The 14321-nt window shown below is 74.2% G+C and carries 13 protein-coding genes and 1 pseudogene; 4 read left to right on the top strand and 10 right to left on the bottom strand.

Annotated features, from left to right (window positions below):
- Nucleotides 1–77: 77 nt before the first annotated feature.
- From AC0B9F_RS09615 to AC0B9F_RS09605, 3 genes are all read right to left on the bottom strand, one after another.
- Nucleotides 78–1358 (bottom strand): ribonuclease D, encoded by a 1281-nt coding sequence (locus AC0B9F_RS09615; protein WP_472000452.1) that lies wholly within the window; start codon nt 1356–1358, stop codon nt 78–80.
- A 283-nt stretch (nt 1359–1641) separates the two neighbouring features.
- Nucleotides 1642–2304 (bottom strand): helix-turn-helix transcriptional regulator, encoded by a 663-nt coding sequence (locus tag AC0B9F_RS09610; protein WP_361624703.1) that lies wholly within the window; start codon nt 2302–2304, stop codon nt 1642–1644.
- Between the two features lie 361 nt (nt 2305–2665).
- Entirely contained in the window at nt 2666–3337 is a 672-nt protein-coding gene (locus AC0B9F_RS09605; protein WP_472000449.1) for a DUF3000 domain-containing protein, read from the bottom strand.
- 118 nt (nt 3338–3455) lie between these two features.
- Between AC0B9F_RS09605 and hemE the strand changes: the two genes are divergently transcribed.
- A complete protein-coding gene (gene hemE, locus AC0B9F_RS09600) occupies nt 3456–4523 on the top strand; it encodes a uroporphyrinogen decarboxylase (RefSeq protein ID WP_472000448.1) in 1068 nt (355 codons plus the stop codon).
- Between the two features lie 7 nt (nt 4524–4530).
- On the opposite strand, the gene AC0B9F_RS09595 is transcribed toward hemE, so the two are convergent.
- Nucleotides 4531–5355: a rhomboid family intramembrane serine protease gene (locus AC0B9F_RS09595; protein ID WP_472000446.1), complete on the bottom strand. Its 825-nt coding sequence runs from the start codon at nt 5353–5355 to the stop codon at nt 4531–4533.
- 125 nt (nt 5356–5480) lie between these two features.
- Here AC0B9F_RS09595 and AC0B9F_RS09590 point away from each other — a divergent pair, with 125 nt between their 5' ends.
- A complete protein-coding gene (locus AC0B9F_RS09590) occupies nt 5481–5750 on the top strand; it encodes a hypothetical protein (protein ID WP_472000444.1) in 270 nt (89 codons plus the stop codon).
- Nucleotides 5751–5839: 89 nt separating this feature from the next.
- Here the strand turns inward: AC0B9F_RS09590 and AC0B9F_RS09585 are convergent, their stop codons facing one another.
- Nucleotides 5840–7243, bottom strand: a complete 1404-nt coding sequence (locus AC0B9F_RS09585; RefSeq protein WP_472000907.1) for an FAD-dependent oxidoreductase — start codon at nt 7241–7243, stop codon at nt 5840–5842.
- A 33-nt stretch (nt 7244–7276) separates the two neighbouring features.
- Nucleotides 7277–7477: a hypothetical protein gene (locus AC0B9F_RS09580; protein ID WP_472000442.1), complete on the bottom strand. Its 201-nt coding sequence runs from the start codon at nt 7475–7477 to the stop codon at nt 7277–7279.
- A 93-nt stretch (nt 7478–7570) separates the two neighbouring features.
- Between AC0B9F_RS09580 and hemG the strand changes: the two genes are divergently transcribed.
- Nucleotides 7571–9019, top strand: coding sequence for a protoporphyrinogen oxidase (hemG, locus tag AC0B9F_RS09575; protein WP_472000440.1), 1449 nt, complete (start codon nt 7571–7573; stop codon nt 9017–9019).
- A gap of 4 nt (nt 9020–9023) precedes the next feature.
- On the top strand, nt 9024–9755 hold the full coding sequence (gene hemQ / locus AC0B9F_RS09570; protein ID WP_472000438.1) for a hydrogen peroxide-dependent heme synthase: 732 nt from the start codon (nt 9024–9026) through the stop codon (nt 9753–9755).
- A gap of 111 nt (nt 9756–9866) precedes the next feature.
- On the opposite strand, the gene AC0B9F_RS09565 is transcribed toward hemQ, so the two are convergent.
- From AC0B9F_RS09565 to AC0B9F_RS09550, 4 genes and pseudogenes are all read right to left on the bottom strand, one after another.
- Nucleotides 9867–11528 carry an alpha/beta hydrolase gene (locus AC0B9F_RS09565; protein WP_472000435.1) on the bottom strand — a complete coding sequence of 554 codons (1662 nt, stop codon included), beginning with the start codon at nt 11526–11528 and terminating at the stop codon, nt 9867–9869.
- Between the two features lie 119 nt (nt 11529–11647).
- A complete protein-coding gene (locus AC0B9F_RS09560) occupies nt 11648–12439 on the bottom strand; it encodes a TIGR04222 domain-containing membrane protein (protein WP_472000433.1) in 792 nt (263 codons plus the stop codon).
- Between the two features lie 85 nt (nt 12440–12524).
- Nucleotides 12525–12917, bottom strand: a pseudogene (locus AC0B9F_RS09555) (DUF4142 domain-containing protein); the annotation flags it as partial.
- A gap of 60 nt (nt 12918–12977) precedes the next feature.
- Entirely contained in the window at nt 12978–14300 is a 1323-nt protein-coding gene (locus AC0B9F_RS09550; RefSeq protein ID WP_472000430.1) for an MbnB/TglH/ChrH family RiPP precursor modification enzyme, read from the bottom strand.
- Nucleotides 14301–14321 lie beyond the last annotated feature (21 nt).

Here is a 14321-nt window from a genome sequence, read left to right as displayed (position 1 = left end):
TATGCAGCTACCGCCGCGTGGGCGCGAGCAACCACAGCGCACCCCCAGCCGCCATACGTCCCACACGCCCTCGGCGCCTACGCGGACAAGGCCTCCACCAAAACCGGCGTCACCAGCTCCACCTGCCACGCCCGAGCCCCGTACCCCGCCAGCGCCGCCGCCACGGCATCCGCGTCGACCACCTTTGGCGGCTCCCAGCAGACCCGCCGCACCGTGTCCGGCGTGATCAGGTTCTCCTGCGGCAGATTCAGCCGCTCGGCCAGCGCCGACACGCCTGCCTTCGCCGCGGACAGCCGCGCCGCGGCCGCCGGGTCCTTGTCCGCCCACGCCCGCGGCGGCGGCGGTCCGGTCACCGGCTGCCCCTGCTGCGGCAGCTCCGCCTCCGGCAGGGCCTTCGCCCGGTCGACGGCCGCCTGCCACTGCTCCAGCTGCCGCCGCCCGACCCGGTGCCCGAAGCCGCCGAGCGCGGCCAGCGCGTGCACGGTGGACGGCAGTGCCAGTGCCGCCTCCACGATCGCCGCGTCGGACAGCACCTTCCCGGGCGAGACGTCCCGGCGCTGCGCGATCCGGTCCCGCATCTCCCACAGCTCACGCACCACGGCGAGCTGCCGGCGGCGGCGCACCTTGTGCATGCCGGACGTACGCCGCCAGGGGTCCTTGCGCGGCTCGGCCGGCGGGGCGGAGGCGATCGCGTCGAACTCCTGGCGCGCCCACTCCAGCTTGCCCTGCCGCTCCAGCTCCTTCTCCAGGGCGTCGCGCAGGTCGACCAGCAGCTCGACGTCGAGGGCGGCGTAGCGCAGCCACGGCTCGGGCAGCGGGCGGGTGGACCAGTCGACGGCGGAGTGGCCCTTCTCCAAGCTGAAGCCGAGAACGTTCTCCACCATCGCGCCGAGGCCGACGCGCGGGAAGCCGGCGAGCCGGCCGGCCAGCTCGGTGTCGAACAGCCGGTCCGGCACCATGCCTATCTCCCGCAGACACGGCAGGTCCTGGGTGGCGGCGTGCAGCACCCACTCGGTACCGGCCAGCACCGCGCCGAGACCGGACAGGTCGCCGCAGGCCACGGGGTCGATCAGAGCCGTCCCCGCGCCCTCGCGGCGCAGCTGGACGAGGTAGGCGCGCTGGCCGTAGCGGTAGCCGGAGGCGCGCTCGGCGTCGACGGCGACGGGGCCTGAGCCCGCCGCGAAGGCGGCGACCACCTCGGCGAGCGCCGCCGGGTCCGCGACGACGGGCGGAATGCCCTCGCGGGGCTCCAGCAACGGGATCGGCGCCTCCGTAGCAGAAGATCCGCCGTCGTCCGCAGGGGCGCCTCCGGTGGTTCGCAGTGAAGTGTCTGCTGCGGTGTCGTGGGCGTCGGTCACCTGTCAAGGGTATCCATGTATGGACGGCGCCCGTCGACGGAACGTTCCGTCGACGGGCGCCGAAGGGTCGTAAACCGGTCAGTTGGCTGTCATGCCGGGTTCACGATCCGCGGGGAGCGCGGTCCGGGAGCGGCGGGCGGTCCCGTTCACGCCAGTGAATGATCGATACGGCGGGGGAGCGGACGATCGGCGCGGCCGGAGCGGCGCATGATCGATTCGGCGGGTCGGTGGATGCGGGGGCGAGGGTACGGGGTGAGGGGACGCGGGGTGAGGGGATGCGGGGTCAGTGGATGATGCCGGTGCGCAGGGCCACGGCGACCATCCCGGCGCGGTCGCCGGTCCCCAGCTTGCGGGCGATGCGGGCGAGGTGGCTCTTGACGGTCAGCGCGGACAGGCCCATGGAGACTCCGATGGCCTTGTTCGACTGGCCCTCCGCCACCAGCCGCAGCACCTCCACCTCGCGGCCGGACAGCTCGCGGTAGCCGCCCGGGTGGCTCGGGGCACCCGGGGGGCGGCGGTGGAGGCGGGCCGCGGCCGCGCCGATGGGGGCGGCGCCGGGCCGGGTGGGGAGCCCGACGGCGGTGCGGGTGCCGGTGACGACGTAGCCCTTCACGCCGCCCGCGAGGGCGTTGCGCACGGCGCCGATGTCGTCGGCGGCGGACAGGGCGAGCCCGTTGGGCCAGCCCGCGGCGCGGGTCTCGGACAGCAGGGTGAGGCCGGAGCCGTCCGGCAGGTGGACGTCGGCGACGCAGATGTCTCTGGGGTTGCCGACACGGGGGCGGGCCTCGGCGATGGACGAGGCCTCGATGACGTCGCGGACGCCGAGCGCCCACAGGTGGCGGGTGACGGTCGAGCGGACGCGGGGGTCGGCGACGACGACCATGGCGGTCGGCTTGTTCGGACGGTAGGCGACCAGGCTTGAGGGCTGCTCGAGGAGAACGGACACCAGGCCTCCTGAGGGGCGGGACGGCTTTCAAGGTCACAGTCGTCTTCGGCAGCGAAGGCCGGGCCCTTTAGAGAAAGATCACGATTTAGTGAGTAACAATCTGTGCAATTCGGACATGCGGTCGATCGTTCGGTGCGCAAATCGGTTCGTTCGAGCGGCGCTCGTGACTGAAAGTGGCCGTATCGACAAAGTGACGGTCAAGCGGGCGCCGTAAACGCGTTCCGTGGGTGAACCGTGGGGCGGCCGGGTCACCGGCCGGAGGCATGAAAGCGGCGGCCGGCACGGAGCCGGCCGCGGATCAGGGACTCACAGGGGCAGGGGGCTGGAGGGACTTCCGGGACTCAAGGGGACTCAGGGGGACTCAGCGCGACTGCGGTCCCCGCCGCTGCGGCAGCGTGACCACCGACGCGTCGCCCGGACCGGCCGGCGGCAGGCCCCCGACCTGGGCCAGCAGATCGCACCAGGCCCCCAGATGGGCCGCCGTGTCCGGCACGCCGCCCAGCCCCTCACGGGGCGTCCAGGACGCGCGGATCTCGATCTGCGACGCCGGCGGACGGTTCGACAGTCCCCCGAAGTAGTGGGAGCCCGCCCGGGTGACGGTCCCGCTGGGTTCGCCGTACGCCAGGCCGCGCGCCGTCAGCGCCCCGGTCAGCCAGGACCAGCACACCTCGGGCAGCAGCGGGTCGGCGGCCATCTCCGGCTCCAGCTCCGCGCGCACCAGCGTCACCAGCCGGAACGTGCCCCGCCAGGCGTCGTGCCCGGCCGGGTCGTGCAGCAGCACCAGCCGCCCGTCGGCCAGGTCCTGCTCGCCGTCGACCACCGCGGCCTCCAGCGCGTACGCGTACGGCGCGAGGCGTTGCGGGGCGGGGGTGGGCTCGATCTCCACCTGGGGGCGCAGCCGCGCGGTGCGCAGCGCGTCGACGGCGGCCCGGAAGGGCAGCGGAACCGCTGTGCTCCCCCGTGCCTCCCCCGTGTCCCTCTCGTCGTCCATTCCGTCAGCGCCGTCCGACAGTCGTCCCTGAGCCGCAGCCATGCGGGGAAGAGTAAGGGGAAGCGGGCCCTCGCGCAGGGCAAGACACCCCCCGCCGGCCCACCCGGTTGCCGGGCGGGTGCGGGCGGCGGCCCTTGTACGCCATGCGAGACTTGCCGTCGTGAGTGCCAACGGAAGCCCCTCGGGCAAGCAGCCGACAGCGACGTACGACAGCGCCTTTCTGAAGGCGTGCAGGCGCGAGCCCGTGCCGCATACGCCGGTGTGGTTCATGCGGCAGGCCGGGCGCTCGCTGCCGGAGTACCGCAAGGTGCGCGAGGGCGTCGGCATGCTGGACTCCTGCATGCGGCCCGACCTGGTCACCGAGATCACGCTGCAGCCGGTGCGCCGGCACGGCGTGGACGCGGCGATCTACTTCAGCGACATCGTCGTACCCCTGAAGGCCATCGGCGTCGACCTGGACATCAAGCCCGGCGTCGGCCCGGTCGTGCAGCACCCCGTCCGCACCCGCGCCGACCTCGCCCAGCTGCGGGACCTCACCCCCGAGGACGTCCCCTACGTCACCGAGGCCATCGGGCTGCTCACCGCCGAGCTCGGCGCCACCCCGCTGATCGGCTTCGCGGGCGCCCCGTTCACCCTCGCGAGCTACCTCGTCGAGGGCGGTCCGTCGCGCACGTACGAGAACGCCAAGGCGATGATGTACGGCGACCCGGAGCTGTGGGCCGATCTGCTGGACCGGCTCGCGGAGATCACGTCCGCCTTCCTGAAGGTGCAGATCGAGGCCGGCGCGTCCGCCGTGCAGCTCTTCGACTCCTGGGCCGGCGCCCTCGCCCCCGTCGACTACCGCCGCTCGGTGCTGCCCGCCTCCGCCAAGGTCTTCCGCGCCGTCGAGTCCTACGGCGTGCCCCGCATCCACTTCGGCGTCGGCACCGGTGAGCTGCTCGGCCTGATGGGCGAGGCCGGCGCGGACGTCGTCGGCGTCGACTGGCGCGTCCCGCTCGACGAGGCCGCCCGCCGCGTCGGCCCCGGCAAGGCGTTGCAGGGCAACCTCGACCCGACGGTCCTGTTCGCCTCGCAGGCCGCCGTCGAGGCCAAGACCCGCGAGGTGCTGGAGTCGGCCGCCTCCCTCGAGGGCCACGTCTTCAACCTCGGTCACGGTGTCATGCCGTCCACCGACCCCGACGCCCTCACCCGGCTCGTGGAGTACGTCCACACGCACACCGCCCGCTGACGGGCACTCACCACGACTGACGGGGCCGCGCGTTCCTGCCGAACAGCAGGCCGCGCGGCTCCGGTGGTGGTGGGGTGCCAGGGCGCAGCGGCAGAGCGATGAGCATGCCCGCCAGGAAGCCGACGACGTGCGCCGCGTACGCCACGGTGCCGGCGGCCGAGACGCCCTCGCCGGCGGAGTACACCGCCTGGAGCACGAACCAGAAGCCCAGCACCAGCCACGCGGGCAGCCGCAGCGGCAGGAAGATCAGGAACGGCACCAGCACCCACACCCGCGCCCTCGGATACAGCACCAGGTACGCCCCGAGCACCCCCGCGATCGCCCCGGACGCGCCGATCAGCGGGTCACCGGAACCCGAGTTGAGCAGGGCGAAGCCGTAGCCGGCCGCGTAGCCGCAGACGACGTAGAACAGCAGGAAGCGGACGTGCCCCATGCGGTCCTCGACGTTGTTGCCGAAGATCAGCAGGAACAGCATGTTGCCCAGCAGATGCAGCCAGCTGCCGTGCAGGAACATCGCCGTGAACACGCTCAGCACCGGCGACTTGCCGTACTGCGGGGGCGCGATGACACAGCCCGGGCCGTGCGGGCCGATACCCACGTCCCCGGTGGGGACCAGCTGCGGCATCCGGTGGTGGATCAGCTCGCGCGGCACGGCCGCCCAGTGATCCAGGAACGCGTGCAGATGGCACAGCTGCGCCTGGCTGCTCTCACCCGCCACGGACCCGGCGATGCCGGGCGTGAGCAGGAACACGACGACATTGGCGGCGATGAGCGCGTACGTCACCCAGGGGGTGCGGCGCACGGGGTTCACGTCATGGACGGGGATGACCACGTGACACTACTGCCCGCGCAGCCGCGGGCGAATCGGTGAACGTGCGCGATCCGGGCCGCGTATGTCTGCTCAACCGCTCGCGGCGCGGGGAAGGCGCGCCGCGGGGCCGACGAGGGGACAGGCAGATGAACGACCGAATGACTCCCGCGATGCACGCGCTGCCCGACGGCGAGGCGGAGCTGGCCGTGGTGCTCCGGCTGCCCTGGGAGGACGTCGCCCGGCTGGGCCAGGAGGCGGGGCGGCTGGCCGCCCAGGCGCAGCGGCCGGTGACCCTGGACGAGGCGGTGAGCCACCGGCTGCGCTCCCGCCCGGTCCCGGCGCAGCACGCCAAGCCGGCCGGGGAACAGCCGACGGCGGCGGTGTCGGCGCTGCCGCGGATCAGCGGGACGGCGTAGCGGACGGGGGCGGCGCCGGCGGCGTGGCAGGCGCGATGGGGGCGACGGCGCCGGTGGTGGGAGCCGCGGGACGGCGTGGGCGGGCCCGATCAGCCGGAAGGTGTGGTGGACCGTACCTTCGCCGCCGCCTTGCGGGCCGCGACCAGCACCGGGTCCCACACCGGGGAGAACGGCGGCGCGTAACCGAGGTCCAGCGCGGTCATCTGCTCCACCGTCAGGCCGGCCGTGAGGGCCACCGCCGCGATGTCCACCCGCTTGGCGGCGCCCTCGCGGCCGACGATCTGCACCCCGAGGAGACGGCCCGTGCGGCGCTCGGCGAGCATCTTCACCGTCATGGGGGAGGCCCCCGGGTAGTAGCCCGCACGGCTCGTCGACTCGATCGTCACCGTCTCGAACTGCAGGCCGACCCTGCGGGCGTCCTTCTCCCGCAGCCCGGTCCGCGCGATCTCCAGATCGCACACCTTGCTGACCGCCGTGCCGACCACACCGGGGAACGTGGCGTACCCGCCGCCGACGTTGGTGCCGATGACCTGCCCGTGCTTGTTCGCGTGCGTGCCCAGCGCGATGTGCCGCTCCTGACCGGAGACGAGGTCGAGCACCTCGACGCAGTCGCCGCCGGCCCAGATGTTCCCGTGCCCGCGCACCCGCATCGACAGGTCGGTCAGCAGACCCCCGTGCCCGCCCAGCGGCAGCCCGGCCGCGCGGGCCAGCGTCGTCTCGGGGCGCACGCCGATGCCGAGCACCACCACGTCCGCCGGGAACTCCGCGGTCTGGGTGGCCACCGCGCGCACCCGGCCGTCGGCCCCGGTGAGCACCTTGGTGACCTCGGTGTCGTCGACCATGGTGATGCCCAGGCCCACCATCGCCTCGTGCACCAGCCGGCCCATGTCGGCGTCCAGCGTCGACATGGGCTCGCTGCCCCGGTTGACGACGGTCACCTCGTACCCGCGGTTGATCAGCGCCTCGGCCATCTCCACGCCGATGTACCCGGCGCCGACGACCACGGCCCGGCGGCCACGCGTGCGTGCCAGCGTGTCGAGCAGCGCCTGCCCGTCGTCGAGGGTCTGCACGCCGTGCACCCCCGGCGCGTCCATCCCCGGCATCTCCGGCCGGATCGGCCGCGCCCCGGTCGCGATCACGAGCTTGTCGTACGACGTCCACGACTCGGCCCCCGAGTCCACGTCACGCGCGCGTACCCGCTGCCCGGCCACGTCGATCTCCACGACCTCGGTCCGCATGCGCAGATCGATGCCGCGCTCCCGGTGCTCCTCGGGCGTGCGGGCGATCAGCTCGTCCGCCTCGGCCACGTCACCGCCGACCCAGTAGGGGATGCCGCAGGCCGAGTAGGAGGTGAAGTGGCCGCGTTCGAACGCCACGATCTCCAGCTCGTCGGGCCCCTTGAGCCGACGCGCCTGCGACGCCGCGGACATCCCCGCGGCGTCGGCGCCGATCACCACCAGCTTTTCTCGCACACCCCGTGCCGCACCAGTCATGGTCATGCGAACACGCTAGACGCACACGGCATTTCAGTCCCGCCCGCGGCTGCGCAGGCGGGGCCGCACCAGCCGCGGGCACGCCGTCAGGAGCAGCCCGGCCACCGTGAGGAAGGACAGCGCCGCGGCCGGCGTCACGACATGGCCGCCCGCGTTCCCCGCGGCGCCGCCCGCGCCGCCCGCGGCGCCGCATCCGGTCAGGGCGACGGCGGCGGCCGGCAGCAGGCCGGCCACGTCGGCGTTCGCGGCCGGGTGGTCCCGGTGCGGTCACGGTCCGGACTTCGCCCGGACACCGGCGTTGTCAGTGCCGTTTGAGAGAGTGGGCACATGAGCGCAACGGGTACGCAGCACGTCGTCGTCATCGGGGCCGGGATCGCCGGGCTGGCCGCGGCCCACCGGCTGCTGGACCGCGGCGCGCGCGTGACCGTGCTGGAGGCCTCCGGCCGGGTCGGCGGCAAGCTGCTGCCCGGCGAGATCGCCGGCGTCCGCGTCGACCTCGGCGCCGAGTCGATGCTCGCGCGCCGCCCCGAGGCGGTGGGCCTCGCCCGCGAGGTCGGCCTCGCCGACCGCCTCCAGCCCCCGTCCACCGCGACGGCCTCGATCTGGACCCGGGGCGCCCTGCGCCCCATGCCCAAGGGCCACGTCATGGGCGTCCCCGGCACCGCCTCGGCCCTCGCGGGCGTCCTGTCCGACGAGGGCCTCGCCCGCATCGAGCGGGACGCCGAGCTGCCGCGCACCGACGTCGGCGACGACGTGGCGGTGGGGGAGTACGTGGCGGCGCGCCTCGGCCGCGAGGTCGTCGACCGCATCGTCGAGCCCCTGCTCGGCGGGGTCTACGCGGGCGACGCGTACCGCATCTCCCTGCGCTCGGCCGTCCCGCAGCTCTTCCAGGCCGCGCGGACCCACACCTCACTGACCGAGGCCGTCCGCGAGATCCAGGCGCGCGCCGCGGCGAACCAGCAGACCGGGCCCGTCTTCACGGGCATCGCCGGAGGCATCGGCTCCCTGCCGCTCGCGGTCGCGGACGCCGTGCGGGCACGCGGCGGCGAGATCACCACCGGCACGCCCGTGACCGGGCTGCGCAGGGAGCCCGGCGGGAGCTGGCGCGTCACGGCCGGCGCGCGGACCGTGCACGCGGACGCCGTGGTCCTCGCCGTCCCTGCGCCCGCCGCGGCCCGCCTGCTGGCCGACGAGTCCCCGCAGGCCGCCGCCGAGCTGCGCACCGTCGAGTACGCCTCCATGGCCCTGATCACCCTCGCCTACCGGCGCGCCGAGGCCCGGCTGCCCGACGGCAGCGGCTTCCTCGTCCCGCCGGTCGACGGCCGCACGATCAAGGCGTCCACCTTCGCCTCCCACAAATGGGGCTGGATCGCCGAGGAGAACCCCGACGTGATCGTGGTGCGCACCTCGGTCGGCCGGCACGGCGAGACGGAGATCCTCCGGCGCGACGACGCCGACCTGGTCGAGGTCTCCCGGCAGGACCTGAAGGAGGCCACCGGCCTCGACGCCACACCGCTCGCGACCCGCGTCACCCGCTGGGACGACGGCCTGCCCCAGTACCCCGTCGGCCACCACGCGCGCGTGGCCCGCATCCGCGAGCACGTCTCCCGCCTGCCCGGTCTCGCCGTGTGCGGCGCGCAGTACGACGGCGTCGGCATCCCCGCGTGCATCGCGAGCGCCTACGCCGCCGTCGACCAGCTCGGCGGCGATCTGCGGGGTGTGCAGGAGCTCACCGCCCACCCGGTGCAGAGTCTGCACGGCGGAGCGGGAGAATAGGGCCATGAGTGACGACGTCTCCACCACTGGCCCCGACCGGATTCCGAACAAGGGCAAGCTGGCCAAGGACCTCAACGAGGTCATCCGCTACACGCTGTGGTCCGTCTTCAAGCTGAAGGACGTGCTCCCCGAGGACCGCGCCGGCTACGCCGAAGAGGTCCAGGAGCTGTTCGACCAGCTCGCCGCGAAGGACGTGACGATCCGCGGCACCTACGACGTGTCCGGCCTGCGCGCCGACGCCGACATCATGATCTGGTGGCACGCCGAGACCAGCGACCAGCTCCAGGAGGCGTACAACCTCTTCCGCCGCACCCGGCTGGGCCGCGCGCTCGAGCCGGTCTGGTCGAACATGGCGCTGCACCGCCCCGCCGAGTTCAACCGCGCGCACATCCCGGCGTTCCTCGCCGACGAGACGCCCCGCAACTATGTGAGCGTCTACCCCTTCGTGCGCTCCTACGACTGGTACCTGCTGCCGGACGAGGACCGCCGCCGCATGCTGGCCGACCACGGCAAGATGGCCCGTGGCTACCCGGACGTGCGCGCCAACACGGTCGCCTCGTTCTCGCTGGGCGACTACGAGTGGATCCTCGCCTTCGAGGCCGACGAGCTGTACCGCATCGTCGACCTCATGCGCCACCTGCGCGCGTCGGAGGCCCGGATGCACGTCCGCGAGGAGGTCCCGTTCTTCACGGGCCGCCGCAAGGACGTCAGCGAACTGATCGCGGGCCTGGCGTAGCACGGCCCCTCACGCCGGTGTGAACCGCGCCCCCGAAGGGGCGCGGGGCTCTGCTCGATATGCGGCTCCGCCGCGTGAGCGCGACCGGCCACAGAAGGCCCGCACCCGGCCTCAGCGAGCAACCGTGGGTTTCGGCTCCGCGTGCGGCGCGCACGACGCATGCCGCACGGGAAGCCGACCCTCGAGCAGATACGCCTCCAGATACCCGTTGACGCACCTGTTGGGCCCCCCGGCAACCCCATGCGTCCCGGCATCCCGCTCCGTCACCAGCACGGCCCCCGACAGCCGCCGCTGCAACTCCAGCGCCCCCTCATACGGCGCCGCAGCATCCCGCTCAGCGGCCATGATCAAAACGGGCGGCAACTCACCGGGCCCTGTCCGCACATCGACCACCCGCTGACGCGGCGCGAGCCAGTACGCACAGGGCAGGTTCGCCCACACGTTGTCCCACGTCTCGAACGGCGCCACCCGCGCCAGCCGCGTGTTGTCCCGGTCCCAGACGCGGAAGTCCGTCGGCCACGGCGCGTCATTGCACTCCACGGCCGTGTAGACGGCGCTCGCGTTCTCCGCCTCGGCCGCCGCCTCAGCGACCGGCGCCGCCTGCTCGATCAGCGGCCCGGCGTCGCCCTTCAGATACGCCGACAGCGCGTGCGCCCGCTGCGGCCAGTAGTCGTCGAAGTACCCGGCCTGCAGGAACGCGTTCTGCAACTGCGCCGGGCCCACCTTCCCGCCCGCCGGTTTCGCGGCCAGCCGCGCCAGGGCCCGCTCGTAGCTCGCGAGCACCTTCTCGGGTGTGTCGCCGAGCCGGTAGACGTCGTCGTGGCGGGCGATCCACTCCCGCAGGTCCGCCCAGCGGCCCTCGAACGCCGCCGACTGGTCGAGGTTGTCGCGGTACCAGATCTTCGCCGGGTCGGGGTTCACCGCCGAGTCGAACACCATGCGCCGCACATGCGAGGGGAACAGCGTCGCGTACAGCGCGCCGAAGTAGGTGCCGTACGACGCGCCCAGGAACGTCAGCCGGTCCTCGCCCAGCGCGGCGCGGATGACGTCGAGATCGCGGGCGTTGTTCAGGGACGTGTAGTGCGCCAGCGCGCTGCCCGCCCGCGCTGCGCACCCGCGCGCGTACGCCTTCGCCTGCGCGATCCGCTGCTGCTTGTACGCGGCGGAGGGATACGTCGGCGCCTGCGACGGCGCCTTGAGGAAGTGCCCGGGGTCCTGGCAGGACAGCGGCGCGGAGCGGCCCACGCCGCGCGGGGAGTAGCCGATCAGGTCGTAGGCGGCGGCGATGCGCTTCCACTGCGGTGTGAGGCCGGCCAGCGGGAAGTACAGGCCGTCGCCGCCGGGACCGCCCGGGTTGTAGACCAGGGAGCCCTGGCCGGGCACGCGCCGCTTGCTGTTGCGCGGGTCGCGGTGGGTGGCCTGCACCCGGCTGACGGCGAGCTTGATCTGCAGGCCCTCGGGGTGGGCGTAGTCGAGCGGGACCGTCACGGTGCCGCACTGCATGGTCCCCGGCATGTCGGACGCGTCCGAGCAGGCGCCGAAGTCGATGCCGCGTACGGCGGCCCGCGCGGCCGCCACCGCCACCCCGCGCGTCTCGGCGGCGCGCTCCGCCTGCGCGGTCACGGCGGCCCGGGTCGCGGCGGGCCGGGCGCCGGTCCCCGTCAGGGCGGGCGGCACGGCCGGGGGCACGCCCGGCGCGCTGCCGGCCGGGGCGGCGGCCAGGGCGGTCAGCAGCAGCGACCCGGCGGCCGAGCAGAGGGCGGCGGCTCTCATGGCGTATCCCTTTCATGTGCGTCTGCAACACAAGGGATGTTCGTCCGCCGAGCGGTGAAGGCAAGCACCACCCGCCGGGTGTCGGCGCCAATGCCCCAGTGCGCCCCCTGCGGCAGGGCTTACAGGCCGCCCGAGCCGGTCCGGTCGCGGTGGGCGAACGCGGCGCGCAGATCCGGTTCGCCGACCGCGTGGACGCCGCGTACGGCGACGGAGATCAGGTAGCGCAGGTCGTCCCCGGCGCCGTCGGTCCGCTGGGTCAGGGTGCTCAGCAGCCGTTGCCCCGCCGGCGACGCCCAGCGGGAGTAGGGGTGCGCCTCGACCCGGGCCAGGACCAGGCAGCTCAGGGCCAGGGCGAGGGGCAGCCCGAACCACATCGCGACCAGGGCGCGCGGCACACCGGTCGGCCCCGGCAACAGCAGCGCGGCCGCGCCCAGGCCCGTCACGGCCAGCGCGGCCAGCCGCACCCGGCGCACTCCGGCCGCCACCGTCGTGCGCGCCCCGTCCGGCACGGCCAGGCCCGCCCGCACCAGCCGGTCGGCCAGGTGACGCACCGCTTCGGCGGCGGACGCGGCGGTCCGGACCGGCGCGATCCGCGACTGGCCCCCGGGGCCGATGGCCCCTATCACCGACCGCTCGATCTCGTCCCGCCCGCGCGGGTCGACGACCGTCGCCCAGCCGGTGTGCGCGAGCAGCAGCCGGCGCTGACGGGCCATCGACACGAGCGTGAGATCGGCGACCCGGTCGGGGCCGCCGGAGAGGAACGCGGCCTCGTACAACGTCAGATCGTGCCGGCGTACCCCGGTCGCCTCCTGCGTCTCGGCGGCGGCCGCGCGCACGGCGGCCAGGCACAGCCGGGTGCACGCCACGGCGGTGACGACCCACGCGAGCAGCAGGAAAAGGACCCAGAACATGCCGTGTTTCTATGCCAAGGGCTCCGCGGTCCGCCATGGGTTGTTCACCATGCGGACACAGTGTTGTGGGTATGTGACGTTCCGCTTACGTCGGCCAGCGTGCGGGGGCCGACGGGGACGCCGCGAGGTCGCGGGTCAGCGCGTCGAAGTCGACGTACCCGGCGGCCCCGAGCACCCGGATGTGGTCCAGCACGATCGTGCCGGTGTCGTCGGTGTCGTCGGTGTCGTCGGTGTCGTCGGCGAGGTCGCGCACGAGCGTGTTGCGCGTGCCGGCGCGGACCTGGGCGGCCAGGGTGAGCACTCTGCCGTGCGCCAGCCGCAGGATGTTCGCGAACGTCCGGTCGAAGTCGGTGCCCCGCGCCGCGCGCAACTCCCGCAGCCAGGCCTGCTGCTGCTCGTTCGGCTGGTCCGGCAGGGGCAGGCCGAGCCGGGCGGCGACGCCGCGCACCCGCTCGTCGAGGAAGGTGTGCCCGTCGAGGCAGACGGCAGACCGCAGACGGCAGACGGCGGACGGCGGACCGCCCACGGTGGCCGGCCGTCACCGGCGCAGCAGCACCCGCCGGGTGGCGCGGGCCAGCCGGACCGCCGGGCGGTGGGCGCGCGGCCGGGGCCCGGACCGGTCCCGCCACCACTCGTGCAGCTCGCGCCGCACCCGGTCGTCCGCCACCGCGCCGGTGCGCAGCAGCGACTCGGCGAACTCCAGCGCGTCCCGGCGGTACCCGCCGCTCATCGGGTGGTGCTGGGCGTGGGCGAGGAACGCCGGGCGGTAGGCGGCGCGCAGGATCTCCGGCAGTTCGGGGGCGACCTTGGCCACGACGTCCGCCCGCTTCGCGGCCAGCGCCCGTGCCTGCACGGTCAGCCGCGCCCGGTCGAAACCCTCCGGCACGGGCGTGCCCGCGACCAGCGCGGACAGCAGCGCGGTCTGCGCGAGCGCGAGCCGCGCCCGGGTGGCGCCGGGGACGGACGGCAGGCCCGGCAGAGGCGCCGATCGCGGCCGAGGCCCGGTGGGGGAGAGGTCAGGTGCGGTCGCCGACGCCCGGCCCCGCTCCACCGCGTCCCGTATCGACGCGAGCTCCCGCTCCAGTTCGGACGGCTCGGGGAAGTCGTCGTCCCGCTCCAGCAGGACCCCAGGCGGGCTGGTGCGGGAGGCCAGGTCGGTGAGGATGTCGAGGACCGGCCGCGGCACCGGGTGCGCGTGGCTGTCGTGCCATACGCCGTCCCGCTCGACGCCGCCCGCGACATGGACGTACGCCAGCGCCTCCACGGGCAGGCCGGCCAGCGCCTTGGCCGGGTCCTCGCCGCGGTTGACGTGGTTGGTGTGCAGGTTGGCCACGTCGATCAGCAGCCGCACTCCGGTGCGCTCGGCCAGCTCGTACAGGAACTGGCCCTCCGTCATCTCCTCGCCCGGCCAGCAGATCAGCGCGGCGATGTTCTCCACGGCGAGCGGCACCGGCAGCGCGTCCTGGGCGATACGGACGTTCTCGCACAGCACGTCCAGGGCGTCCCGGGTGCGCGGCACCGGCAGCAGGTGGCCGGCCTCCAGCCGGGGCGACGCGGTCAGCTCACCGCCCGCCCGCACGAACGCGATGTGCTCGGTGACCAGCCGCGAACCCAGCGCCTCGGCCCGCTCGGCGAGCGCGGTGAGCCGGTGCGGGTCGGGGCGGTCGGCCCCGCCGAGGCCCAGCGAGACGCCGTGCGGCACCACGGTGACGCCGCGCTCGCGCAGCCGGCGCAGCGAGTCCGGCAGGTGGCCGGGGCAGACGTTCTCCGCCACGACCTCGACCCAGTCGACGCCCGGCATGCGCTCGACGGCCTCGGCGATCTCGGGCCGCCAGCCGATGCCCGTGCCCAGTCGCTCCATGGGTCCCCCTCCTCGTCGCTC

This window comes from Streptomyces sp. NPDC097129, assembly GCF_055668065.1.
Note: the sequence above shows the minus strand (reverse complement) of the source record. Positions and strands in the feature narration are given on the sequence as shown.